This window comes from Segeticoccus rhizosphaerae, from assembly GCF_005222685.1.
Taxonomy (GTDB): Bacteria; Actinomycetota; Actinomycetes; order Actinomycetales; family Dermatophilaceae; genus Segeticoccus; species Segeticoccus rhizosphaerae.
Genome location: NZ_SWMA01000022.1, coordinates 46,386 through 70,807, shown reverse-complemented (window position 1 = coordinate 70,807; position 24,422 = coordinate 46,386). Strand labels below are relative to the sequence as shown.

Sequence of the window (24,422 nt, the reverse complement as noted above, 5' to 3'; positions counted from 1 at the left end):
GCCGACATCAAGCCCGCGCCCAACGCTGCCACTACGCCCGCCGCGGCGCCTCACCATAAGTGCGGCTGTAGTACTAGAGGCTGCACTACGCATCCGCCAGTCCAGCACGGGATGAGCACCCGAGCACGACCGGACCGCGCAAGCGACGGCAGAGTACAGACGAATGAGGCCAACGTAACGGCGACTTAGCTTGCTTGGCGAAGTTCGGCAAGCGTTCATGCAGACGGTCCGCGTGCATTCTGCTTCGCACCCGTGCTCGGGATCCTGCTGCTGATCCTGTCCAACAATCGCAGGCTCATGCAGGACATGCGGAACCGAACCTGGCAGAACGTGCTCGCGGTCCTCGGCCTGCTGGCCACCCTCGCCACCTGCTACCGACTTCTGATCGGCCCAATCAGCTGCTCAGCGCATCACGCAGAACACCTACGAGGCACGTCAAGTAGGACCCGCGCCCCGGACGGCCGGAGGTCCACCCTCCGGCCGCCTCTGCCGTGCCACCTCTTGCCCGGCTCCTATGCAGGCCATCAACGGCAACAACATGCAGGTCCACGCCGGCATCTAGGACGCCGGCGGTGCCCCATCGGCGGATCGCGTTACGGGCGCCGAGATCGACCACCAAGTAGTGCGTGGCTAGCCCCTCCAGCGGCAGCAAGGAGTCCACGTGCTCGATCACCACCTGGGGGCGGCCCGGTTAACCTCGCTCAGAACCCGCACCTCGAAACCGCTGGCGCGCGTGAACTCTTCCCCCGGGTGGAGGAGGCCATCACGGCCCGCTGCTCTCGCGAGGCATCAGCGTGTACGGAGCCGGATAGTGCCGGGGAGTGCTGGCATCGCCCCTGATCCTTGCGATCAGTCGCTCGACCGCGAGGCGAGCGATCTCGGCCTTGTCGGGGGCGATCGTGGTCAGGGTGGGCGTGACGAAGCGGCTGTCTTCGATGTCGTCACAGCCGACGATGGCCAGGTCGTCGGGGACACGGACGCCGCGTGCGCTGGCAGCGCGCAGGGCCCCGAGGGCCAGCGCGTCGTTGAAGCAGAAGACAGCGTCCGGTGGCTCATCGAGCGCGAGCAGCTGCGTCATGGCGGCTGCCCCGGCAGCGCGGCCAAACTCGGCGACGCCGGCGATGCGCTCCGCAGGCAGGGGCAGGTTTGCCGCGTCCAGCGCCGCGCGGAAGCCGCGGAGCCGATAGGTGGCGGTGTTGGTCAGGCTGCCCGGTTGAGCCCCGATCGCGGCCAAGCGGCGCCTACCCGTGCCGATGAGGTGCTCAGTGGCGGCTCGGGCGGCGGCTACGTTGTCGATGCCGACGTGGTCGAACAGCCTCCGGGTGCCGCGCTCGCCGAGCATGACGGCCGGAGCGCCGCCGTCGCGGGTGGACAGCTCCTTGTAGCCCAGCGCCAGCGGACTGAGGATGAGCCCGTCATACGCGAGGGGGCTGTCCCGCGCGACCGCCAGGCGACGTTCCCCGGCGGCGGTGCCCCCGGTGGGCTCGATTACGAGGGTGTAGGCGTGCGCGGCCGCTTGGTCGATGACGAGGTCAGCGAGCTCGGCGAAGTACGGCTGGGACAGCTCGGGCACGCCCAGGGCGATGATGCCGGTGCGGCGGCTACGCAGGTTGCGGGCCGCGGCGTTGGGCCGGTACCCGAGCTCGTCGACGGCGGTCTGGACCCGGGTGCGGGTCGCGTCGGCGACGTGGCGGTATCCGTTGACGACGTTGGATACGGTCCGGATCGACACTCCGGCCCGTTCGGCGACATCCCGCAGCGTCGCGGTCATGGCCCACGCTCCCTCCGCCGACTCTCCCGGCAATTCCCAAACACATCTTGCCACGTTGCAATGCGCGGGTGTACAACGTTGCAATCGGCGCTTGCCGCGTTCTTCTCGCCCAAGGAGGCAGCCGTGCACAGAGGAACATCGATCATGGCGGTGGCAGCTGTGGTGGCCCTGAGCGGATCACTGGCGGCCTGCAGCGGAGGTGGCTCGACCAGCCCGAGTGCTCAGGGGTCCGGAGGGGGGAAGGTCACGCTGACGTTCTGGAACGGGTTCACCGGCGGCGATCGCCCCGGGGTGGAGCACCTGGTGTCCCAGTTCAACAGCACACACAAGGACATCCAGATCCAGATGCAGATCATGCCTTGGGACGTCTTCTACCAAAAGCTGTTGCCCGCCTACGGCTCCGGCAAGGGCCCCGACCTGACCGCGATGGATAGCAACCAGCTGCCGGTCTACGCAGCCAAGGGCGTCTTCCAGCCACTGGATGACATCTTCAGCGGCGGCGGGCTCGACAAGAACAAACTGGTCAAGGGCGGGGTCGACGCCGGCCAGTACCAAGGCAAACAATACGGCATCCCGGCCAACTTCACCCCGACGCTGCTGTACTACAACAAGGACCTGCTGAACAAGGCCGGCATCACCTCCCCGCCGGCGAACTGGAGCCAGTGGGTCGCGGACCTGCGCAAACTGACCCTCCCCGGGGGCGCGAACGGCAAGCCCAAGCAGTATGGGATGGCGCTGGGTGTGCACGACACGATCGAGGTGCTGCCCATCCTGTTGTGGGAGAACGGCGGCGGCATCACCTCCCCGGACGGCAAAAAGGCGACACTGGACAACCCAGCCTCCGTGCAGGCGGTGAAGTACTGGGCCCACCTGATCACCCAGGACCACATCTCACCGATCGGGCTGTCCGGCGCTGACGCGGACAAGCTGATGTCGTCCGGCAACGCGGCGATGGAGGTCAACGGGCCCTGGCTGACCTCCACCCTGGACGAGGCCAAGATCAACTATGGCGTGTCCATGGTGCCCGCCGGCCCCAGGACGCAGACCACGCTGGCCGACAGCGTCCAGTTCTCGCTGAGCTCCAAGGCCGACCCTTCGAAGAAGAAGGCGGCCGAGACGTTCCTGTCCTACTGGAACTCCGCGACGTCTCAGAAGTATTTCGCGAAGAAGACCGGGTTCCCGCCGACCCGCACCGACGTCTCGCCGTCCGAGCTGGGCGGCAACCCGGCGTTGGCCCAGTTCGCGATGTACTCCTCCAAGGGACAGACCCTGCTGCCGGGCAACCAGCACTTCGCCCAGATCCAGACCGAGGTCTTCGACCCGACCATCGAGAAGATCCTCAACAACAAGGGCGACGTCGGTTCCTTGCTGACACAGGCGAACCAGCAGCTCGAGCCGCTGCTGGCCGGCAGCTGACCGTCCGCGTCTCGTTGATGCCAGTACTCGCCGCGCCCGAGCGCCCGAAGGTGGTGCCCCACCCCCGCAAAGGACTGATCCGCCAGCGGCGGCGGCGCACGCTACGGGCGTACGCCTTCGTGGCGCCCTCGCTACTGGTCCTAACCGTCTTCTTCGTCTGGCCGATGATCTGGTCGTTGCGACTGTCCTTCTACAACAGCACCCAGTTCGCCCCGGCCACGTTCGCCGGCCTGGACAACTATCGGCGGCTCTTCACCGACAGCGTCTTCCGCGGCGACCTGGTCAACACGCTGTTCTATGCCGCGGTGGTCACGCCGCTCAGCGTGGGCTGCGCGCTGATGTTCGCGCTTATGCTCAACCGGACCGTGATCGGTCGCTCGTTCTACCGGGCCTCCATCTTCATCCCCGCAGTGCTTTCGCTGGGAGTGATGGGGATCGCCTGGACCTTCCTGCTGGACCCGAATATCGGGATGCTCCCGGTGTGGCTGTCCCATGTCGGCCTGTCGATGGGCAACGGCATCAACTCTCCGGGATGGGCGATGGCCTACGTCATGTTCGTGGGCGTCTGGAAGAACGTCGGTTTCTACATGGTGATGTACCTGGCCGGGCTGGGCACGATCCCCGCCGAGCTGTACGACGCGGCCGCCGTGGACGGCGCCGGCGGGTGGCGCCGGTTCCGGCACGTGACCTGGCCACTACTGACCAACACGACACTGTTCGTCTGCGTGATCGCGGCGATCGCCTCACTGCAGGCCTTCGACCAGATCTTCGTCATGACCCGCGGCGGCCCCTACTTCCAGACCGAGACGCTGGTGTACATGATCTACCGCAAGGGCTTCCAAGACTTTCAGTTCGGCTACGCCTCCGCGATCACCTGGGTCCTGATCGCGCTCGTATTCACCATCAGCATGGTGCAAAACGTGTACTTCTCCCGTCGGGAGGTGCGCTACTAAGTGACGACCGACACCGCCGTCCACGGGCCGATCGGGGTGCACAAGTTGTCCGCTTCTCGGTTCGTCAACCGCACCGCGCTGCACCTCGGTTTGATCGTCGCCTCCCTGCTGGTCCTGCTTCCGGTGATCTGGATGATCCTGGCCTCCTTCCGGCCCGAGAGCGAGATCGTCCGGCATCCCGGCGAGCTGTTTCCGATCCACCCGACGTTATCCAACTACCAGGGCGTGGTCACCCAGATCCCGTTCGCGCGTCAGTTCGTCAACACTGTCATCTTCGCCGGCGGCGTGACCCTCCTGTCGCTGTTCTTCGACTCGATGATGGCCTACGCCCTCGCCCGGCTGGAGTTCCCGGGCCGCAAGTGGATCTTCATCGCCGTGCTGCTGTTCCTGATGATCCCTTACCAGGTCACGATGATCCCGGTCTATCAACTGGTCGCCCACCTGGGCCTGATCAACACCTTCCCGGGGCTGATCATCCCGAGAGCCACCAACGCTTTCGGGATATTCTTCCTGCGCCAGTTCTTCATCGGCATCCCGGCTTCCCTCGATGAGGCCGCCCGCATCGACGGCGCCAGCGAATGGCGCATCTACGCCCGGATCATCCTGCCGCTTTCCAAACCGGCCCTGCTGACCCTGGCCCTCTTCCACTTCATGTTCAACTGGAACGACCTGCTGTGGCCGCTGGTGTTCACCACGTCCACCGACATGGAAACCCTGCCGGCCGGGTTGGCCCTGTTCACCGGCGAGCATGTCGTGCAGTACGGGCTGGTCTCGGCGGGAGCGACCTTGGCCATGCTGCCCATGATCATCGCTTTCATCCTCGTCCAACGCCGATTTATCGAAGGCATCGCCACCACCGGCCTGAAGTAACCGAACAGGAGCACCGTGAAGCAAGCCAGCCTCGTCATCGACCCCGACTTCACCGTCGGCGACATCGACCATCGACTCTTCGGTGCGCTCGCGGAGCACATGGGCCGCTGCATCTACACGGGAATCTTCGAACCGGGCCACCCGACCGCGGACGAGCACGGCTTCCGCGCCGACGTCGTCGACCTGGTGCGCGAGCTAGGCACGACGCTCGTCCGCTATCCGGGGGGCAACTTCGTGTCGGGATACCGCTGGGAGGACGGCGTGGGCCCCGTCAATAACCGCCCCGCGCGACTGGACATGGCCTGGCAGTCTCGGGAACCGAACACCTTCGGCCTGAATGAGTTCCACCGGTGGACCGAGCTGACTCGGCAGCAGCCGATGATGGCGGTGAACCTCGGCACCCGCGGCGTCCACGAGGCAGCCGACCTCGTCGAATACTGCAACCACCCCGGCGGCAGCGCCCTGTCCGACCTGCGCAAGGCGCACGGACGGCCCACCCCTTTCGGTATCAAGTTGTGGTGCCTGGGCAACGAGATGGACGGACCATGGCAGATCGGGCACAAAACCGCCTACGAGTACGGCCGTCTCGCCCGGGAGGCCGCCACCGCGATGAAGTCGATCGACCCCAGCATCGAAGTGGTGGCCTGCGGCAGTTCCAACGGCAACATGCCCACCTTCGGTGACTGGGAGGCCACCGTGCTGAGCGAGTGCTACGACGAGACCGACTATCTGTCGTTGCATGCCTACTACGGCCAAGGGACCCAGGACCTGGGCAGTTTCTTGGCCTCGGCCGCCCACATGGACGCCTTCATCGACGGGGTCATCGCCACCGCCGACCACGTCCGAGCCAAGCTCCGCCGCCGCAAGCGCATCCAGTTGTCGTTCGACGAGTGGAACGTGTGGTACACCGACACCTTCAAGGGAGGCGACTGGGCGAAGGCCCCGAGACTCAGTGAAGACAACTTCAACGTTGCCGACGCCGTCGTGGTGGGCAACATGTTCATGTCCCTACTGCGGCACGCAGACCGGGTAGCGGTCGCCTGCCTGGCCCAACTCGTCAACGTCCTGGGACCGATCCGTACCCAACCCGACGGGCCGGCCTGGAAGCAGACCATCTTCCATCCGTTCGCGCTCACTGCCGCGAACGCCCGCGGCCAGGTGCTGCGCAACACACTGCGCTCCCCTCGCTACGAGACCACCGAGTACGGCGACGTCGACCTAGTGGACACAGTGGTCACCTACGACGCCGAGTCCGGCCAGCTCGTCGTCTTCGCGGTCAACCGCGACACGAGCGAACCGGTCGCACTACACCTGGCCCATCGCGACCTGAAGTGCATCGGACCGGGCAGCCACACCGTCTTGGCGGACAAGGACCACCAGGCGATGAACACGCAGGCTGACTCGCACCGGGTCGAGGTGCGCACCAGCGCCACCGATCCACACGATCCGCGCGGCGAATTAGACGTCCTGTTGGAGCCCTTGTCGTGGAGCATGCTCCGACTGCCAGTCCAGCGCCCGAGCTGACAGCACCTGGCCTGTTGACCGGGACGGGTGTGTTACTCGGCACCCCCGCGCTCGTCGCGGCAGCCGGACAAGCACCAGCATCGAGATCGGGGCGATCTCGTGGCAAAGTCGCGCCGTGAGCAGGGCCTGACCTCGGCGTTTCCGCTGGCCAGGGCCCTACGCGCCACGAGCCGGGTGACTGGATTTGAACCTGCCGCTTCTTCCGTTCCAAACGCTTCCTGGACACGGCGAGATTTCCCTACGATCGAATGCCGCGGCCGGTGGCGGGGATCCTACGACGGGTGATGGCAACGGCGCTCGCGGGCAGAGCGCGGCGTCGCCTCGTGCGGTGACGGTGCCATCACGATGACTCCGCCGGGGGCCACTATGCCCGGTCGATGCGCTGTGCGGCATCGTGGCGCAGGGGGTCGATGACGTGCTGGTAGCGCGTGAGCAGGGAGGCTTGCGACCAACCGAGCAGCCCCATGACCACGCGTCCGTCGACGCCCTGGGCCAGCAGCATGGTTGCCGTGGTGTGCCGTGCGTAGTGCAGGCGCAGCGGGGGGACGCCGGCTCGCTGGGTGAGGGCGCGCCAGGCCTTGGCGTCGACCGAGGGGTGCTGGGGTTGCCCGTCGGGGCGGGGGAAGACCAGCTCATACTCATGCCAGGCAGGACCGGCTGCGAGCCGGTGGGCGGCCTGGCCGCGGCGGTGCTGCCGTAGCTGTTGTAGCAGTTGTGGCGGCACGGCCAGAGTCCGGCGCCGGGCCCGTGACTTGACGTCTTCCAGGACCCAGCCGCCACCGGTGCGGTGGGGGCACTTGGCGGGCTGGTGGTCGGGGTCGGGTTCGCCACAGCCGTGGTGCCAGCTGGGTCGCTGCAGCTGTCGCCGGACCCGCAGCTGATGTTGCTCGAAGTTGATGTCCTCCCACTTCAGCCCCAGGGCTTCCCCCTGCCGCAGTCCCAGGGCCAGCGCCACCGACCACCTCGCGCGGTTGGGCAGCTCGATCGCGGCGAGCAGGATCCGCCGGCAGTCCTTCAGGGAGTAGGGTTCGAGCTCGGTCTCGCGCACTCGGGGGACGACTGCGTGGGTGCACGGGTTGGCGACCAGCAGTCCGCGGCGGACGGCCGTGTTCAGCGCCGACCGCAGGATTCGGTGCAGTGAGATGGCACTTTGGGGGAGCGCCCGGCCACCCGGTAGAGCAGGTCGTCGATGTCACGGACGGCGATCCGGGCCAGCGGCCGGGATCGCAGTGGGCCGCAGTGGACGCGGACGAGGCTGGTGTAGGTGTCGAAGGTCTTGGGTTTGCGGGTGCGCTGGATGATCACCAGCCACTCGTCGAGCCACTGTCCCAGGGTCAGCTGCTGGTTGGAGCTCGGCCGGTGCGCTGATCGAGCCCGTTCGGCCTCCAGCGCGGCGACCTTCTCGGTGACCTCCTGGCGGGTGTGTCCGCGCACGTGGCGCCGGACCGGCTTGCCGGCGTCGGTCCGTCCCATGGAGACGTAGCCGTGCCAACGACCGTCGCTGTCCCGCTGGATGGAGGACCGGCCGTTGGCGGCCCGGGTCCGGGCCGCGCCGCGGCTCACGACGCCCTCGCCGAGGACGCCACCGCCCGGATGGCGGCCGGGGGTGTCTGGGGCGCGGGGACCTCGGCTGCTTGCCGAAACTCGTCCAGGTGCTCGGCCGTGATCAGGGTGCGGGCGCCGACCTTGAGGTGACTCAGCCGGCGCTGCTTGAGCAGCTTGTGCAGCATCGACACGCTCACCCCCAGCTCGGCCGCGGCCTCGCGGATCGAGAACGTGGCGCATGCCCCGGTCCGGCTGCCGTCCGTCGGGGTGGTCGCGGCCGCGTGCGCCAGGGCCTGCGCGTCGTCCGCGATCTCCTGGTGCAGCCGGTCCAGCTCGGCCAGTCGCTGCTGCAGGTGGTCCAGCAGCCGCGCGAGCTCGGCGTCCGACGGGCCGACCGGCCGACCGGTGAACTGAGATCAGGTCGGGTATCCGTGCCTCCGCAAGCCGCGCGTCGGGGGGCCTGCGATCACTGGCCGGCCGGCGACCAGCACCGGGCGGACCGGACCCGCGGCGGGCCGCAGAGCCGTCGCAGGGTCGGTGGTCGGCTCTAGCGGTGCGTCGGACTGTCCCTGGCTGCACCGCGCTGTGGTCAACTGCACCGATATTTGCACCGGTTGCCTCGTTTCCGAGGGCTGACGGGTTCATCAGCGGCCGTCGATGAGCCGTTGACCTGCGCAAACGTGTGGAGCCGCCTATCGGAATCGAACCGATGACCTATTCATTACGAGTGAATCGCTCTACCGACTGAGCTAAGGCGGCGGGCGCCCGAAGGCACGCCGGACGAGTATACGAAGGACCATCGAAAACTCCGAATCGGAGCCGGGCGCGCCCTGCGTCCCGGCAGCCTACGAAGGACGGTCGTGCACGGAAGCCTTTCGCACACACCGGGCCCGCAGCCAGAGCGCGGTCCCGGCCACGACCGGACCTGGTCGACCGGTACATCTCCTCCAGCATGGAGTCGAAGCAGCTCTGGCGCGGGTCGTCAGCAGAGGCAGACCTCAGCACCTCTTGGCCGAGGCAGGCACCGAGTCGTGCAGCAGGTAGGCGTCCACCGTGTCGTCCACGCACCGGTTGGACCGCATGTATGCCGTGTGCCCGTCGCCGTCGAACGTCAGCAGGTGCCCGTTGGCGAGCTGCTTCGCCAGGCGCACCGACCACTCGTAGGGCGTCGCGGGGTCGCGCGTGGTGCCGAGCACCAGGATCGGCCCGCTGCCCTTCGCTGTGATCTGGTGCGGCCCGGGGCTGTCGGGCGACACGGGCCAGAACCCACACGGCACACTGCCCCACGCCAGGAAGTCGCCCCACGTCGGCGCCACGGCACTGAACGACTTGGCGCGCGCCTCGTAGGCGGACAGCTGGTCACTCCCGGGCCGGTCCATGCAGTTCACCGCGTAGATGGACTGCATCATGTTGTTGCTGTAGGACCCGTTGCTGTTGCGCTCGGCATACTGGTCGGCCAGCTGCATCAGCGGCGTGCCCTCGCCCTTGAAGGCCGAGCTGAGCGCATCGGTCAGGATGCCCCACGAGCCCTGGTCGTACATCGCGGCGGCGACCCCCATCGATCCCCATCCCTCGGTGAGCTTGGTGACGCGGGCGTCGCCGGTGACCGGCAGTGGGTGGGCGTCCAGCTGGGCCAGGAAGTCTCGCAACCGGTTCATCCCGGCGTCGACGCTGTTGCCGAGCGGGCAGTCACCCTCGCCCACGCAGTCCTGCACGTAGGCGCGGGTGGCCCGCTCGAACCCCTCGGCCTGCCCCTTGTCCATCTGCTCCCCGGTCAGGTCCGGCGGGACGACCCCGTCGAGCACGAACCGGCCCACCTTCTTCGGGAACAGTCCCGCGTAGGTGGCGCCGAGGAACGTGCCGTAGGACTTGCCGAGATAGGTCAGCTTCGGCTCACCGAGCGCCGCGCGCAGGATGTCCATGTCCTTGGCCGCGTCCTCCGTCGACATGTGCGCGAGCAGCGGACCGGCATTGGCCCCGCACGCGTTGGCGAACGCCTTGGCGTTGGCGAACGTCGTCTGCTCCTCCGCGCGGTCGTCCGGCGTGGGGTCGGCCCCGAGGTACTTGTCCATCTGGCTGTCGTCGTAGCAGGTGATGGGCGCGGACCTGCCGACGCCGCGCGGGTCGAAGCCCACCACGTCATACACCTGACGGATCTTGGAGCTGACGATGTAGTCGGCGTATGACGCGTACTGCACCCCCGAGCCGCCCGGCCCGCCCGGGTTGACGACCAGGGCGCCGAGGTGGTTGGACTGTTTCTTGGCCGGCGCCTTCAGCACCGCCAGCTGGATCGTCGCGCCGTCCGGCTTCGCGTAGTCCACGGGCACGGTGAGCCTGGCGCACTGGTCGCCGTCCTCGCAGCCGCTCCACTTCAGCTGCTGGCTGTAGTACCGGCTGAGGTCGGGCCTCGGTGGCTTCTGCGCCGCTGCCTTCTGGCTGGGGTCGAGCGGCGGCGGCTCGTCGGCGCCCACCACGCTGGTGCACCCTGCGACGGCAAGGCTCAACGCCATCGCGGCAGCCACCAGGGCACCGGCGCGCGTCGCGCCCTTGCCCGTATGCCGTGCCCCCATCACCTTCACGTGCTCACACCCTCTCGATGCCGACCGCGGGCAGTCGGCGCCGCGGCTCGGACCAACGCTAACCCGCCGGGCTGGGTGGCACCGACCAGCGTCCGCCGAGGAGAGGGCCGGGGTCCGGCGGGACCACGGGGCCGGGCATCGTGCCGGGCATGGGTGAGGCCCCCGGACCACGGACCGGGGGCCCCACGTCAGCGACGGCGTGGGCGGCGGATCAGCGCCGGATCTCGATGATGCTGCCGTTGCCGGTGGGCATCCCCTGCTCGTCCATGGGCGCCATCGTGCCCACGTAGAGCCGGTTGCCGTGCGCCTCGATCGAGAGCGGGTTGGCCACCTTCTGGTAGGGCATGGCCTTCCCGTGCCGGATCGTCGAGACCTGGCCGCCGAACAGCTCGGTCACGAAGACCTGGCCCGAGCCGGTCACCGCGAGGTTGGTCGCGCCCAGGAACCCGGTCGCCTGCCGGGTGGCCTTCTTGGTCCAGGGGTTGACCTTGTAGACGCTGCCACGCGCTCCGAGGCTCGGGTCCTCGGGGCCGCCGGGCAGCGTGCTCACCCAGAGCATGCCGTGCCGGTCCATCTCGACATCGGTCGGGACGGGCTCGAACTTGTAGGTGACACCGACCATGCAGGCCGGCATGCCGAGGCCATCGGCCATCTGCTGGGTGACCGTGAGCGGCTGGGCCGGCAGCACCTTGAGGGTCCGCACCTTGCCCCACTTGTTGACCATCAATAGGTCATTGCCCCCCGCGTCCGCGACGATCCAGTTGCCGTGGCCGGCCCAGGTCACCGAGTAGGGGTGGGAGTCGACGATGCCGGTGTAGCCGGCCGGCCCACCGGTCATCTGCTCCAGGGTCTGGATCACGCACGGGTCGCTGCCCGAGTAGCCGTAGGTCCGGTTGCTGTCGGGGTTCTTGGTCTGCTCCCAGCCGGACAGGTCGGCGGTGACCGCGCGGTGGCCCTTCCGCTTGATGGTCAGCGAGGTGCTGCCCTCGGCGTAGTTGGTCGAGGTGTAGGCCAGCGAGCGGCCGGAGGGGTCCAGGGCGACCCCGGCCACCTCGCCTGGCTGCGGTCCGGTGGCGACGGTCTTGAGGTCACCGTTCCACCTCACCTTGGACACGAGCGACGTGCCGCCGTCGGCGACGTAGACGTCACCGTGGTTGACGGCCAGCTGGAACGGAGCGACCACCTGGGTGGACAACGTCTTTGTCCAGTGGCCGTGGTTGCCGTGGGCTTGCGCCATCGGCGCCGACGCAATGGACATGGCTGACACCGCAAGGACTGCGGTCGCCGCCTTGAGCTTGTGGGACATCGAAGGCTCCAACGATCCGTAGGAGACAGGCACAGGGGAGCGCCTGCCGGACCGTCGACCCCCCGACCCCCTCCAGCGGGTCGGCAGATCCTGTCGAAGAAGGTAAGGCCAGGAACCTGCGAGTGAAGCATTTTTCCCGAAACTGCTCCGTTCTGTGCGCCGAACGGTCGCCCTGCTTCGCCGCTCAGCGGGGGAGTTGCAACGAGATCGCCATCGCCTCGAGGGCCAGGAGTGGTGGGACGTTGGCGGCGATCCGCTCTCGCGCCAGCCCGATCGCGTCCATCGCCCCGAGCAGGGCTTCGGGCCCCAGCGTCGCCGCCAGCTGCTGCACCTGCTCGGACTGGTCGGCGTTGACCAGCCCGACGGGCGCTCCGGTGTGCAGGATGAGCGCGTCGCGGTAGATCGACAACAGGTCGATCAGCGACCGGTCGATGACGTCGCGGCCGAACCGCGTGGCACGGGTCTTCTGCTCCTTCTCGAGCGCGTTCAGCTGCGAGCGCACGTGCGGTGGCTGGGTGCGGGCTGACGGATCGGCGCCGAGCTGCTCCATCAGCCGGCTGCGTTCGGCCATATCCCGCTCGGCCGAGGACGCGTTCGACTCCTCGGTGGCGATGGACGCGAGGTCGGCGGCGGCGTTCACCGCGTCACCGACCGAACGGATCCGGCTCGCCAGAACCAACACGTCGCGACGGCGGATCCGCGCGCCGTCGTCCCTGGCCAGCCGGCGCGCGAGTCCGACGTGGCTCTGGGCGGCGCGGGCGGCATACAGGGCCATCGGCCGGTCGATGCCGTCGCGTCGGACCAGCAGGTCGGCCACCGCCTCGACCGGCGGAGTGCGCAGCCGCACGTGACGGGACCGGCTGCGGATCGTGATGATCACGTCCTCGAGCGACGGGGCACACAGCACCCAGACGGTGCGGGGCGTCGGCTCCTCGAGCGACTTCAGCAGCGCGTCCGCAGCCGACTCGGTGAGCCGGTCGGCGTCCTCCACGATCACCACCCGCCAGCGCCCGACCGAGGGCCGGTGCGCGGCCAGCTGCACGAGCTCACGGGCCTGCTTGACCTGGATCGACAGCCCCTCGGTGGCCACGACCATGACGTCGGCGTGTGAGCCGTCGCGGGCCGTCCGGCACTCGCGACAGGTGCCGCACCCGTCGTCGGGGCACTCGAGCGCGGCCGCGAAGGCTCGCGCCGCCACCGACCGGCCCGAGCCGGGAGGCCCGGTGAACAACCACGCGTGGGTCATCGAGCCGGGCTCGGCCACCGCCCGCTGCAGCGTCTCGACGGTCGGCTGTTGGCCGATGACGTCGTCCCAGACGGTCACCGAGACCCCCTCCGACGGGCCCAGCCGGCGGCGTTCACGACAGGGCCCCCTGGTCCAGCAGCGCTGTGACCCGTCGGCGGATGTCGAGCTGGATGTCGTCCGCCGGGCGGCCGGCGTCGACCGCCAGGTAACGCGCCGGCTCACGGGCGGCAAGGTCGAGGAAGCGCCTTCGCACCGCGGCGTGGAAGTCGTCGGGCTCGGACTCGAGCCGGTCGTGCACCTGGCCACGGCGGGCGCGGCCCACGTCCGGGCTCACGTCCAGCACGACCGTCAGGTCGGGTAGCAGCTCCTGCGTGGCCCAGCGGGAGAGGTGCTCGACGTCCTCGGCGGCCAGGTCTCGGCCGGCCCCTTGGTAGGCGATGGAGGAGTCCATGTAGCGGTCGGTGACCACGACGACGCCCCGCGCGAGGGCCGGGCGGATCACCGTCTCGACGTGGTGGCCCCGGTCGGCCGCGAAGAGCAGGGCCTCGGCTCTCGGGGTCACGTGCTCTCCGTGCAGCAGCACCTGCCGGATCGCCTGCCCGACGGGGGTGCCGCCCGGCTCGTGGGTGAGCAGCACGGTGCGTCCGAGCGACTCGAGCCAGTCGCCCAGGAGCGCCGCCTGGGTGGACTTGCCGGCACCGTCACCGCCCTCGAGCGCGATGAAGTGCCCGGTCGCGGCCCCGGGGCCCGCGGCGTGTCGATCGGGATCGGGCTCGTGCGGGTGGGTCACACGGTGAGCCTAGGACAGCCCGCCCACACCGGTCCGCGCCGCCCGAGGAGCGCGCCTTGGCGAGCTGTGGGGCACGGCCAGCCCGGCCTCACGGCACATGTCGTCATGTTGACGGTCGTCACAGGCACATGGCAGGGTCGCGACATGCCGAACTCGACGGGCGCACAGGTGGCCCTGGTCACGGGGGCGGGTCGCGGGATCGGCCGCGCCATCGCCCGCAAACTCAGCGCCGAGGGCCTGCTGGTGGCCCTGACCTCCCGCAGCGAGGACGAGCTGGCCCAGACCGCACGGGAATGTGCGGGGGAGACCCTCGTCGTCCCGGCCGACGTCACTGACCCGGAGGCGGTCGAGGCGGTCTTCACCGCTGTCGAGCAGCGTTGGGGCCCGGTGGACGTCCTCGTCGCGGGCGCCGGAGCCGGCACGTCGGCCTCGGTGCACAAGACGACCGACGAGCAGTGGCAGCAGATGCTCGACGTGAACCTGACCGGCCCGTTCCGCTTCCTGCGCCGCGCGATCCCCGCCATGCTCGAGCGTCGCCACGGCCGCATCGTGGTGATCGCCTCGGTCGCCTCGAAGATCGGCGAGCCCTACATCAGCGCCTACACCGCGAGCAAACACGGCGTCCTCGGGCTGGTGCGCTCGGCCGCCACCGAGCTCGCGACCACCGGCGTGACGGTCAACGCGGTCTGCCCGGGCTACGTCGACACCCCGATGACCGACCAGACGGTCGCCGGGATTCAGGAGAAGACCGGCCGCAGCCAGGCCGAGGCCCGCAGCATCCTCGAGCGCAAACAGCCCATCGGGCGGCTGATCACCCCCGAAGAGGTCGCCGACGCGACCTGGTTCTGCATCGGCAACGGCGGGGTCAACGGCCAGGGGATCGATGTCGACGGCGGAGCCGTGCAGTCGTGACCGCACCGCGCAAAGCCACCCACGAAGTTCTCCGCTTCGCTCCGATACTTCGCGGGGACCCCGGGTGAGCATCGAGCGGGTCAACCCGCCTGAACTCGGTCGCCCCAGCGGCTTCTCGCACGCCACGGTCGGGCAGGGGCGGGTCGTCTTCCTGGCCGGCCAGACCGCCCTCGACCCGTCGGGTCGCATCGTCGGCGACGACGTGGTGGCGCAGTTCGAGCAGGCGCTGGGCAACCTGTTGGCGGCGCTCGCCGCGGCCGGCGGCAGGCCCGACGACCTGGCAAGCCTGACCGTCTACGTCGTCGACATGGACGACTACAAGGCGCACTCGCACGGCATCGGCGCGGTGTGGAAGCGGCTGGTCGGCCGCAGCTATCCCGCCATGGCAGGCATCGGTGTCGCACGGCTGTGGGACGTCGAGGCGCTGGTCGAGGTCCAGGGCTTCGCCGTGCTCGCCCCCTGACTCCAGAGGACTTCAACGTATGCCGTGCCGTCGCCGGCGCGCGGTGCCGCCGGCTCGCGCAGGGGGCCGTCAGGCGGCGTGGCGGCCGCGCGGATCATCGCCGCGCGCCTCATCCGTCGCCATGTGCTCCCCGCGCAACTGCCAGCCTGACGGCGTCACGGTCCACCGCAAGCAGTCCCGGTCGGCAGGCAGGACGAAGTCGCGGTCGAAGTCCTGGAGCCCCTCGACATACGCCCGTTCCGCCTCGGCGACCTGCTGGACGACGTCCACCACCACGCGGCCGAGATGCCAGAGGAAACTCTCGCCGTGGTGGATCGAGCTTGCGGTCATGACACCAGCATCCGTCGGCGAGGGGCGGCCGACAAGATCCATTTGTGCCGTGCATCGCGCGGAACCTGCCTCGTGCGGGCGGCCCACGTCGGTCGGCGTCCGTTGGCCTCCGCTGGCCGGGCCGTCGCGCACCGAGGCGCTACCGTGGGCGCTACCGAGGCGGGAGCGGGTGACTGAGCCATCGAGGCGTTGGGAGTCGACGAGTTCGACCCGTTCGTGCGCGGGTTGGACTACCCCATGTTCGTGGTGACCAGCGCGCACGGTGGCGTCCGGGCGGGGTGCCTGGTCGGTTTCGTGACCCAGGCGAGCATCGATCCGCCGAGGCTGCTGGTCTGCCTGTCGGTGCAGAACCACACCTATCGGGTGGCGCGAGAAGCGTCGGTGTTGGCCGTGCACGTCCTCGCCTCCGACCAGCACCACCTGGCTGAGTTGTTCGGCGGCCAGACCGGCGACGAGGTGGACAAGCTCGAACAGTGTCGCTGGCGGCCGGGACCGGACGGCGTGCCGTTGCTGCAGGACTGCACGCCGCGGTGCGTCGGTCGCGTCCTGGCCCGGCACCCCCTCGGCGACCATGTCGGCTTCCTCATCGAGCCGGTCGTCGTCGAAGGGGACACCAGCGCTGACGTGCTGACCCTGCAACAGTGCCACGACCTGTCGCCCGGTCACCCGGCCTGACCGCGGGAGCGAGTGTGGATCGTGACCGAGTGGGTATCGGTCGGGGATCCACGAGCTCGAGAGGGTGACTCAGATGAAGACCGCACGGGAAATCATGACGGGCGATGCCACATGCGCCGGGGTCAACGAGACGTTGGTCGACGTGGCGCGCAAGCTGCGCGACCTGGAGGTCGGATCGCTGCCGATCTGCGGTGAGGACGACCGGTTGAAGGGCATGATCACCGATCGCGACATCGTCGTGCGGTGCATCGCCGAGGGCGGTGACCCTGCCTCGACGCAGGCGGGCGAGTTTGCCCAGGGCAAGCCGGTGACCATCGGCGCCGACGACTCCGTCGAGGAGGCGCTGCGGACGATGAGCGAGCACGGCGTGCGGCGCCTGCCGGTCATCGACGGACACGACCTGATCGGCATGGTGAGCCAGGCTGATGTGGCGGCCAACCTGCCGGAGGACATGAGCGGGCAGCTGGTCGAGAGCATCTCGGTGCAACGCAGCAACAACTGACCACCGGGCCGGGCCGGCCACTCTTCCGACTCGGTGTGCAGTGACTCGGCCCGGCACGTGGTGACCCGGCTTGTCCGCGGCGTTCTGGGCGACCGAGGGGCTGAGGGAGTCAACTGTTGCCGGCAGCAGTTTCGGGCGTTCTCAGGACGCGGAGCACTGCCCTTGCCTACGGTGCTTGCATGGGCGGACAGCCGCGAGTCACCTTCGGGCAGTTGCGGCCCGGCGAGTGGGTGGTGGCCGTCGACGATGCCACGGTGGGCAGGGTCCGGGGTGACGAAGAAGCCGGTTTCCAGGCTCGTCTGGATGCCGGTGAGTGGCTCCCCACCGTCTACGCCGACATCTCGACCGCGGTCGAGGTGATCGCGTTGGAGGCAGCGCTGCGGGCGAGACGCTGAACGCCCGGGGCTCAGCCGGATACCGTTGTGGCGACTGGTCGTCGGTCCTGCGCCGTCACGGCCCCGTGGGCGGCTTCACGGCGGTCCCGACGATCATCGGTTGACCCGGGAGGAGTGCTGCCACCCGCAACCCGAAGCGACGCAGACGCGTCACGGTCAGCGGAGAACGCTCCAGGGCCGCTGCCGTGTCGCGGTTCTGGTGGCAGTTGCCGTCGACTCGGCGAGACAGGGGCGTGAGCGCGTCCTGGGCCAGCGCCGCGACCCGGTTCTGGGCCCTCACGTGCTCCCCGAACCGCAGCTCCCCGCCGGGACGCAGGACGCGGTTCACCTCGGTGAGGGCAGTGCCGAGGTCGGGCACCGAGCACAGCACGAGCGTCATCACGACGGCGTCGGCGCTCCCGTCCGCCACCGGCACGTCGTCGGCGTGACCGGCCACCACGTCGACGGGGACAGCAGCCGAAGCCGCGTTCTGCTCCGCGTGTCGGCGCAGGACGTCGTCCGGTTCCACCGCCACGACGCGGGTCACCGTCGGCGGGTAGTGCCTGAAGTTCTTGCCGTCACCGCATCCGACGTCCACGACACAGCCGTGCAGTCCCTGCAGCAGCTCACGCCGAAGGTCACCGACGCCGAGCTGCTCCAAACGGTCGCTGATGCCGATGTAGCGCCTCGCGAACCGAGGATGCTGGAACTGGGTCAGGTCGCTCATGCGGGTCACGTCCTCGGTCCCTCGTGGATCCAGTGTCGACATCATGCCTGACCGGGCTGGAGCCGAGTTTGCGAGCAGGCTGCTCGGGTAGATCACGGGGGCCGGGTCTGCCGGCCCAGAACCCGTCACCCCGGCACACGAGCGAGGAATCATGCAGATTTCGCTCGGGCGGCGCCTGAGCGTGGTGCTGCTCACCCACAACTGCGCCACGCGCGTCGGCGAGACCCTCGACCGCCTCGTGGAGCTCCACGTCCCGGTGGTCGTCGTGGACAACGCGTCCTCCGACGGCACCGATGCACTGGTCCGCCACCACCCCAGCCTTCAGCTGGTCAGTCTCAGCGAGAACCTCGGAGCCGCGGGACGCAACGTGGGAGCGCGACGGGTCGGGACGCCATACATCGCCTTCTGCGACGACGACGAGTGGTTCGAGCTCGACGGTCTGCACCGCGCCGTCGAGCTGCTGGACCGGCATCCGTCGTTGGCGCTGGTGAGCGGGCGCATCCTGGTGGACCCCGATGGCCGGCTCGACCCGATCTGCGCCGAGATGGCGGAAAGCCCCCTGCCTGACGGCGCCGGAGTCCCCGGAGCCGTCCTGTTGGGGTTCATGGCTGGCGCGGTGGTGGTCCGCCGGTCCGCCTTCGAGCAGGTCGGCGGCTACGACCGCCGCTTCTTCATGGGCGGTGAGGAGGAAACCCTGGCCCTGCCGCTGGCCAAGCGGGGATGGCAGATGCGGTATGTCGAGGAGGTCGTCATCCACCACCAGCCGAGCATGGCCAACGCCTCGAGGTTGCGGCACTACGGGGTGCGCAACACGATCGTCAACGCTTGGCTGCACCGCCCCGTCCGGTCGGCGGCCCGGTGGACGTGGTTCATCATCCGGACCACGCCATCCCGGTGGCAGATGGTGCGGGGGGTCGCGATGGCCGTGCGTTGCGTGCCCTGGGTGCTGCGCGAGCGCTCGCCGATGCGGCCCGAGCTGGACCAGTGGCTCAGGATGCTGGAGGACCGCCGCCGCACCGCCACTCCTACCCGCCGGCGGGCGGACAGTGTGCCGTGGTGAGCATCCCCTCGGCCGCAGTGAGGACCTCCTCGGTCGTGATCGCCAGGAGACGCGGATCCACCTGGTCCGCATGCGGATCGCCGGACGCCGTCACCTCCGGATGCCAGAGAACCTGGTGCAGCTGCTGGTCGATGGAGGGCCCCCAGGCCGAGGGCGGCGTCGGGCCGAAGAGCAGGACCGACGGGGTCCCGAGTGCGGTGGCCAGGTGCGCCACCCCGGTGTCGCCGCACAGCAGCAACCGGGCCCGGGCGACCAGTTGTGCGAGATCGCGCGGCGACAACCGGCCACAGACGTCCTCCGCCGAGTTCGTCCCGGCAACGACCTCGTGACACAGGGAGGCTTCGGCCTGCGTGCCGGTGACGACGACCCGATGCGATGCCGCCAGGGCCGCCACCACGGTGTGCCAGCGCGACACCGGCCATCGCCGGGCCACGCAAGCGGCGCCCGGATGCACGACCACGGGCGCGCCGAGGCCGCCGTCCACCACGCCGCCCGCGCCGCCGTCCGCCGCGCACGCCGCACCCGGCTGCCCAGCACCCGGCAACCGCAGGTCTTCCCGGCCGCATGGTCCTCCCGCCCACTCCACCAGCCGGCACCAGCGGTCGACCTCGTGCAGCGTCGGGCACCACGGGGGTCCATCGTCGAAACCCACTGCGTCGCAGGCGTGGGCGATGACCGCGGCCGGGTGCCAGCCCCGCAGGACCTCGTGGCTCTGCGGGCCGCGGCCGTGCAGGTTCACTGCGACGTCGGGTGGGCGACCCGGCCACTGCGTCGGCGTCAGCCCGTCCTGCTCCACGGTGTCGTCGACGATGCCCTGCTCGACCAGCCACCGGGGCCAGGGTGGTGGGGCGGCCAGGACCAGCCGGTGGTCGGGAAAGGCACGCCGCAGCCCCCGCAGCGCGGGGACACCGGTGAGCGCATCACCCAGCCCCAGCGCCCGCAGCACCGCCACCGTGCCGACACCGGTCACGGCCAGGACGGCTCCGTGGAGGAGGTCATGATCAGCTCCCGCACCTCCGTGCCCGGGGGCTGACGCAGCGCCAACAACACGGCGGAGGCCACGTCGGCGGGATCCATCAGGTGGGCGTCGGGGCCGGGTTGGTACTGCGGGTCGCGCCCGTCGAAGAAGTGGGTCTGCATGCCCGCGGGCACCAGCATGGTGACGCCGACCTCGCCCGCCAGCTCCATCGCCAACGCCCGCGTGAAGCCGACGACGCCGTACTTCGAGGCGCAGTATGCCGTGGCGTCACCGGCGGGCCGCAGGCCCAGCGTCGACCCCACGGTGACGACCCGGCCGTGGCGCTGCCTGAGGTGGGGCAGGGCCGCCCGCACGACGGCCGCCGTGCCGATGAGGTTGACCTTGATGACCCGGTCCCACTCCTCGGCGGGCACCTTGTCGAGGGGGCCGCAGCAGTCGGTGCCGGCGGCCGTGACCACGGCGTCCGGGGGTCCGACCTGCTCCACGAGCCGGTCGAGCGCCTCCGCCGTCGCGGCACCGTCGCTGAGATCTGCCTTCTGCCAAGGCAGGTCGTCGCGCGGTGGGTTGATGTCCATGACAGCGGGGATGCCGCCAGCATCCCGCACGGCCAGGGCGACGGCCTCGCCGAGGCCGCTGGCCCCTCCGGTGACGAAGATGGTCCCGATCGTCGGTGTGGTCATGGGTCTCCTCCTGTTGTTCCTGTCATCTCGACAGCTGGGGTTGGGGCGGCGCCTGCTTTGCCGCCGGGGATTGCCGTCATCGGGCGACCTCCCCCAGAACCGCGTCCCAGTCCGCCAGGAACCGGGGCAGTCCGTACTGGTCGAGCGCGTGGCGGCGCGCGGCCGCGCCGCGCTCGCGGGCCTCGTCGGGTCGTGCCAGCCATCGTTGCGCCTGCTCTCGCAGCCGGGTGAGGTCGGACGAGACCAGCCCGGCTTCGGGCGGCACGGCGACGGGCGCCTCCGTGGTGGCGAGCACCAGCACGGGCAGTCCGAGCAACATCGCCTCGATGAGGGACAGCCCGAGGCTGGTCCACCGAAAGGGGTGCAGGTAGGCCCGGTGCCGTGCGAGCTCGGTGTGCAACCGGTGTTGCGGCACGTCCTCGTGCAGGCGATCCGCCAGGTCGGGCAGGCCCTCGTCGGCGGCCAGCTCTGCGAGGGCGGACATCCCCATGCCGTAGACGTGCACCGGCACGTCGCGTGCCAGCTCCAGCAGCAGGTCCGTGCCTACGACCCGGAGGCGCCGGACCGGCTCGTTGACCACCGCGGCGATGCTTGCATCGCTACCGTCGTAGAGGTGCCCCGGATCCGGCACCCCGTGCTCGACGACGATCACCGGCTGCTTGCCGTTGTCCCACATGACGGCGTTGAAGTGGGTCACGTGCACGATGGGCACGTCGGACAGCCGCTCGTCGTCGGCCACCGGGTGGCGGGTCGCGACCGGGTCGCCGCGCGGCGTGTTGTGCTCCACGTAGACGGCCGGCAGGTCGCGGCCGGGGCGCCGGCCGGTCCACCGTTCGCACAGCTCGACCTCCTCGGGGCGTTGCAGCACCACGACATCGAGCGGTTCGTCGTGCAGGTCCCGGGCAGCGACCTCCCGCGCACGCTCGGGCCAGTCCCACGTGTCGGCCCGGCCACGACCCTCCGGTCCCCGGTCGGGCGTGGTGGGAAGGATGACGTCGTGGTCGCCCTGGACGAAGCTGGTGGCCCAGGAGCCGTGGACGTGCCACATCAGCACGCGCATCGGACACCTGCCTCGGACGCGGGGGACCCCGCCAGCGTGGCGACGGCCTGCACCACGTCTTCCACCGACACCGAGGTCAGGCAGGGGTGCCCGGGCACCGGGCAGGTGCGGGCACGGCTGCCGGCGCAGGGTGCCGACTGATCGCCGAGCACCACGGTCGGCACCCCCCAGGGCCGCCACCGCTCCACCGGCACCACCGGCGAGAAGAGTGATACGACAGGCGTTCCCACGGCCGCGGCCAGGTGAGCCGCTCCGGTGTTGCCGACGACGACCGCGCTGGCGCGACGGAGGACCTCCGCCAGCTGCGAGATCGTGGTGGCGCCGATCAGGTTGCGGTAGGAGACGGCACCGACGTCGTGGGCGGGCGCCCGGTCCGAGAGGCCGCCGGTGACGACCACGTCCCAGCCGGAACGGCCCAGGGCGACCGGGAGCCGGTCGGCCAGCGCGTCGGGGATCGCGCGCGCCGGCACCGAGGCACCTGGATGCACCACGACGTAAGGTTCGGCCGAGGCCGACGTCTCGTGCGTCGCTGGTGTCAGCCGCAGCCTGCCGTCGTCCTGGGGTGGGAGGGCATATCCGGCCGCTTCGGCCAGTCGCAGGCCAGCCTCCACCTCGTGCCCGCCCCCGTGGGTTCCGCCGTCGTCCCCGACCGCCAGCCGGCGGTGTCGCACGTCCAGCAGGGCGCCGGGGTAGTCGTCGCTGGTGCCGACGACGTGGGGGATCCCGGCCATCCGGCAGACCATGGCGGTGGGCAGCGGACTCTGGTGGAACGAGGTGAAGATGACCGCCGCGTCGTAGCTCTCCCGGCTCAGCCGCCGGATCAGGTCGGCCACGTCGTCCCGGTCGAAGGACGTTGTCCGGGGATCGCACCAGGCGGCGCTGAAGGTGTGGACGCGCGTGACACCGGGCAGCAGCGCCGCCGCGCCGCGCGCCGCCGGCGAGGTGAGCAGGTCGACCTGGTCGGCGCCGTGCGCCAGGGCCCGGACGGCCGGCCCGCAGAGCAGCACATCACCGATCCCGTCGAGGCGGACGGCGAGGATCCGGGTCATCGACCGTTGCCCTTCGACAGGTTGCCCCCGGAGAGGTTCCCCTTCAGCAGCAGGTCCACGGCCGTCGCCAGGCTCTTCGCCACGAGAGGTGCGGCGAGGACCTCCTCGGGGCGCGTGTGCCGCGTCGGCACGAGGACCGGCCGGGCGCCAGCCGCGAGTGCCGCCTCGACGTCGCTTCCGACATCGCCCACGACCGCGCACCGGGAGACCGACACCCCGAGGTCGGCCGCCGCGGCGAACACCATGCCGGGCTGCGGCTTGCGGCACTCGCACCCGTCGGTGGAGGCGTGGTGGCACACCTGCCACGTGTCGAACGGCCCGAGCAGCTCCTCCACCCGACGGTTGATCCGGGCCACGTCGTCCTCCGATATCTCGCCGCGGCCGACGGCGGCCTGGTTGGTGACCACGCCGGTGCGAAGGTGGTGGCGGCGGGCCGTGTCCAGGGCCTTTCGGGCATCCGGCAGGGGTGCGACGCGAGCCGGGTCGGTGTTGAGCGGCACGTCGTGGATCAGGGTGCCGTCGCGATCGAAGAGGATCGCCTCGATGGCGGGAGGCCATGGACCGGCACGCCGGTGTCGCACGGCACCGCGCACCCGGTGGGCGATCGCGGCGGGCGGGATCAGCACGCTGGTCACCGCCATCCGGGCGACTTCGCGCGGGTTACGCGGTCCGGGTGCGATGCGTCGTCGGGCGAAGTCGAGGGTGATGGCCGCCCAGCCGGTCGACCCGGCGACGACGACGGCGTCGCGGGCCCGGCCGCGAAGGAGCAGACCCGCCGCGGCCAGCGCCGCGGACGACACGGTGACGGCATGCCACGGCAGGCGTCCTCGCGGCACCTCCAGCCGCTCCCGCCAGCGTGAACCGTGCAGACGGCGCAACAAGGAGTCGTCGGCGTTGCCGCACTGGACGCGCACGCTGGCCCAGAACGGCGCCGGACGCACCGGGTGCACGGTGAGGCGCTGCCCCCGCGACAGACGCCAGCCCGCGCGCCGCACCCGGAAGGCCAGGTCGGCGTCCTCGCGGTAGGCCCGAGGGAAGCGTTCGTCGAAGCCGTCGACCTCGATGAGGGCATCACGGCGGTAGGCCATGTCAGCGGTGATCCACGCCGAGCGCTCCAGCGAAGCGGTGGAGCGCTCCCAGTCCGTGGGCCGGCGGTCCTGCGGCAGCGGCACGCGCAGCCTGGACTGCACCCCCGCCACGTCACTCGCGGCGGCGGCAAGGTCGGTCGCGAGGTCCGTGGCCCATCCCTCGGGCAGGAGGACGTCGTCATCGAGGAACACGACCCAGGGCGCAGTCGTGGACCGCCACCCGGCGTTGCGCGCCGCTGCCGGCCCGCGCCCGCCGGATCTCAGGATCCGCACGTCGACCCGCTCGGTCAACGCCGTCGGAACCTGCACCGGTGGCGGCGACGCGGGGCGGTCGTCGGCGAGGACGACCTCGATCGGGAGGGCGCCGTCCTGCGATGCCAGAGACCCGAGCAGGTCCTGCAGGCTCTGCCGACCGATGGTCGGTATGACGACCGCGTAGTCGGGCGGGGCCTGCTGGTGCGTGCTGGTCACGCCGGACAACTACCCACACGAAGCACTTCGAAGCACTTCTCCCGAAGGACCG

General features: G+C 70.0%; 25 protein-coding genes and 1 tRNA gene. 10 read left to right on the top strand and 16 right to left on the bottom strand.

Annotation, left to right across the window (positions count from 1 at the left end):
* Positions 1-763: 763 nt before the first annotated feature.
* Positions 764-1,771: a LacI family DNA-binding transcriptional regulator gene (locus FCN22_RS14660; RefSeq protein WP_137122305.1), complete on the bottom strand. Its 1,008-nt coding sequence runs from the start codon at positions 1,769-1,771 to the stop codon at positions 764-766.
* A 123-nt stretch (positions 1,772-1,894) separates the two neighbouring features.
* On the opposite strand from FCN22_RS14660, the gene FCN22_RS14655 reads away from it, so the two are divergent.
* From FCN22_RS14655 to arfA, 4 genes are read left to right on the top strand one after another with little or no spacing between them, the layout of a single operon-like run.
* Complete coding sequence (locus tag FCN22_RS14655) at positions 1,895-3,187, top strand: ABC transporter substrate-binding protein (RefSeq protein WP_162308219.1); 1,293 nt, start codon at positions 1,895-1,897, stop codon at positions 3,185-3,187.
* Positions 3,188-3,204: 17 nt separating this feature from the next.
* A complete protein-coding gene (locus FCN22_RS14650; protein ID WP_137122303.1) occupies positions 3,205-4,140 on the top strand; it encodes a carbohydrate ABC transporter permease in 936 nt (311 codons plus the stop codon).
* Positions 4,141-5,010: a carbohydrate ABC transporter permease gene (locus FCN22_RS14645; RefSeq protein ID WP_202911591.1), complete on the top strand. Its 870-nt coding sequence runs from the start codon at positions 4,141-4,143 to the stop codon at positions 5,008-5,010. It begins immediately after the preceding gene.
* Positions 5,011-5,025: 15 nt separating this feature from the next.
* Complete coding sequence (gene arfA / locus FCN22_RS14640) at positions 5,026-6,534, top strand: arabinosylfuranosidase ArfA (RefSeq protein WP_202911590.1); 1,509 nt, start codon at positions 5,026-5,028, stop codon at positions 6,532-6,534.
* Positions 6,535-6,898: 364 nt separating this feature from the next.
* On the opposite strand, the gene FCN22_RS14635 is transcribed toward arfA, so the two are convergent.
* The 8 genes from FCN22_RS14635 to tmk all read right to left on the bottom strand — a co-directional run bounded on the left by FCN22_RS14635 (position 6,899) and on the right by tmk (position 14,000).
* A complete protein-coding gene (locus tag FCN22_RS14635) occupies positions 6,899-7,582 on the bottom strand; it encodes a site-specific integrase (RefSeq protein ID WP_162308218.1) in 684 nt (227 codons plus the stop codon).
* Between the two features lie 62 nt (positions 7,583-7,644).
* Positions 7,645-8,097 carry a hypothetical protein gene (locus tag FCN22_RS14630; protein WP_137122301.1) on the bottom strand — a complete coding sequence of 151 codons (453 nt, stop codon included), beginning with the start codon at positions 8,095-8,097 and terminating at the stop codon, positions 7,645-7,647.
* Positions 8,094-8,303 (bottom strand): helix-turn-helix domain-containing protein, encoded by a 210-nt coding sequence (locus FCN22_RS21630; protein WP_274381603.1) that lies wholly within the window; start codon positions 8,301-8,303, stop codon positions 8,094-8,096. The genes FCN22_RS14630 and FCN22_RS21630 overlap by 4 nt, the downstream gene beginning before the upstream one ends.
* A gap of 459 nt (positions 8,304-8,762) precedes the next feature.
* A tRNA-Thr gene (locus tag FCN22_RS14620) sits at positions 8,763-8,838 on the bottom strand.
* Positions 8,839-9,077: 239 nt separating this feature from the next.
* Entirely contained in the window at positions 9,078-10,649 is a 1,572-nt protein-coding gene (locus tag FCN22_RS14615) for an alpha/beta hydrolase (protein WP_137122310.1), read from the bottom strand.
* Between the two features lie 220 nt (positions 10,650-10,869).
* Entirely contained in the window at positions 10,870-11,964 is a 1,095-nt protein-coding gene (locus FCN22_RS14610; RefSeq protein WP_137122299.1) for a ScyD/ScyE family protein, read from the bottom strand.
* Positions 11,965-12,148: 184 nt separating this feature from the next.
* On the bottom strand, positions 12,149-13,288 hold the full coding sequence (locus tag FCN22_RS14605; protein ID WP_137122298.1) for a DNA polymerase III subunit delta': 1,140 nt from the start codon (positions 13,286-13,288) through the stop codon (positions 12,149-12,151).
* Positions 13,289-13,322: 34 nt separating this feature from the next.
* Entirely contained in the window at positions 13,323-14,000 is a 678-nt protein-coding gene (gene tmk / locus FCN22_RS14600) for a dTMP kinase (RefSeq protein ID WP_137122297.1), read from the bottom strand.
* Positions 14,001-14,144: 144 nt separating this feature from the next.
* On the opposite strand from tmk, the gene FCN22_RS14595 reads away from it, so the two are divergent.
* Both FCN22_RS14595 and FCN22_RS14590 read left to right on the top strand, forming a co-directional pair.
* Positions 14,145-14,912 (top strand): SDR family NAD(P)-dependent oxidoreductase, encoded by a 768-nt coding sequence (locus FCN22_RS14595; RefSeq protein ID WP_137122296.1) that lies wholly within the window; start codon positions 14,145-14,147, stop codon positions 14,910-14,912.
* Between the two features lie 64 nt (positions 14,913-14,976).
* Positions 14,977-15,375 (top strand): RidA family protein, encoded by a 399-nt coding sequence (locus FCN22_RS14590; protein WP_238384749.1) that lies wholly within the window; start codon positions 14,977-14,979, stop codon positions 15,373-15,375.
* A gap of 69 nt (positions 15,376-15,444) precedes the next feature.
* Here FCN22_RS14590 and FCN22_RS14585 read toward each other — a convergent pair whose 3' ends face one another.
* Complete coding sequence (locus FCN22_RS14585; RefSeq protein WP_137122295.1) at positions 15,445-15,705, bottom strand: hypothetical protein; 261 nt, start codon at positions 15,703-15,705, stop codon at positions 15,445-15,447.
* Between the two features lie 189 nt (positions 15,706-15,894).
* On the opposite strand from FCN22_RS14585, the gene FCN22_RS14580 reads away from it, so the two are divergent.
* From FCN22_RS14580 to FCN22_RS14570, 3 genes are all read left to right on the top strand, one after another.
* A complete protein-coding gene (locus tag FCN22_RS14580) occupies positions 15,895-16,380 on the top strand; it encodes a flavin reductase family protein (protein ID WP_202911589.1) in 486 nt (161 codons plus the stop codon).
* 73 nt (positions 16,381-16,453) lie between these two features.
* Entirely contained in the window at positions 16,454-16,882 is a 429-nt protein-coding gene (locus FCN22_RS14575) for a CBS domain-containing protein (RefSeq protein ID WP_137122294.1), read from the top strand.
* Positions 16,883-17,061: 179 nt separating this feature from the next.
* Positions 17,062-17,277 carry a hypothetical protein gene (locus FCN22_RS14570; RefSeq protein ID WP_137122293.1) on the top strand — a complete coding sequence of 72 codons (216 nt, stop codon included), beginning with the start codon at positions 17,062-17,064 and terminating at the stop codon, positions 17,275-17,277.
* Between the two features lie 55 nt (positions 17,278-17,332).
* Here the strand turns inward: FCN22_RS14570 and FCN22_RS14565 are convergent, their stop codons facing one another.
* The gene (locus tag FCN22_RS14565) at positions 17,333-17,983 is read right to left on the bottom strand and encodes a class I SAM-dependent methyltransferase (protein ID WP_137122292.1); all 651 of its coding nucleotides are present in this window, start codon (positions 17,981-17,983) and stop codon (positions 17,333-17,335) included.
* A 151-nt stretch (positions 17,984-18,134) separates the two neighbouring features.
* Between FCN22_RS14565 and FCN22_RS14560 the strand changes: the two genes are divergently transcribed.
* A complete protein-coding gene (locus FCN22_RS14560; RefSeq protein WP_137122291.1) occupies positions 18,135-19,043 on the top strand; it encodes a glycosyltransferase family 2 protein in 909 nt (302 codons plus the stop codon).
* Here the strand turns inward: FCN22_RS14560 and FCN22_RS14555 are convergent.
* From FCN22_RS14555 to FCN22_RS22720, 5 genes are all read right to left on the bottom strand, one after another.
* The gene (locus tag FCN22_RS14555) at positions 19,009-20,013 is read right to left on the bottom strand and encodes a glycosyltransferase family 9 protein (RefSeq protein ID WP_238384748.1); all 1,005 of its coding nucleotides are present in this window, start codon (positions 20,011-20,013) and stop codon (positions 19,009-19,011) included. The genes FCN22_RS14560 and FCN22_RS14555 overlap by 35 nt on opposite strands.
* Positions 20,010-20,702 carry an SDR family oxidoreductase gene (locus FCN22_RS14550; RefSeq protein WP_137122289.1) on the bottom strand — a complete coding sequence of 231 codons (693 nt, stop codon included), beginning with the start codon at positions 20,700-20,702 and terminating at the stop codon, positions 20,010-20,012. Before FCN22_RS14550 ends, FCN22_RS14555 begins: the two co-directional genes overlap by 4 nt.
* A gap of 76 nt (positions 20,703-20,778) precedes the next feature.
* Positions 20,779-21,762: a glycosyltransferase gene (locus FCN22_RS14545; protein WP_137122288.1), complete on the bottom strand. Its 984-nt coding sequence runs from the start codon at positions 21,760-21,762 to the stop codon at positions 20,779-20,781.
* Positions 21,750-22,811, bottom strand: coding sequence for a glycosyltransferase family 9 protein (locus FCN22_RS14540; RefSeq protein WP_137122287.1), 1,062 nt, complete (start codon positions 22,809-22,811; stop codon positions 21,750-21,752). The genes FCN22_RS14545 and FCN22_RS14540 overlap by 13 nt, the downstream gene beginning before the upstream one ends.
* Entirely contained in the window at positions 22,808-24,370 is a 1,563-nt protein-coding gene (locus FCN22_RS22720) for an HAD-IIIA family hydrolase (RefSeq protein ID WP_137122286.1), read from the bottom strand. Before FCN22_RS22720 ends, FCN22_RS14540 begins: the two co-directional genes overlap by 4 nt.
* Positions 24,371-24,422: the final 52 nt, after the last annotated feature.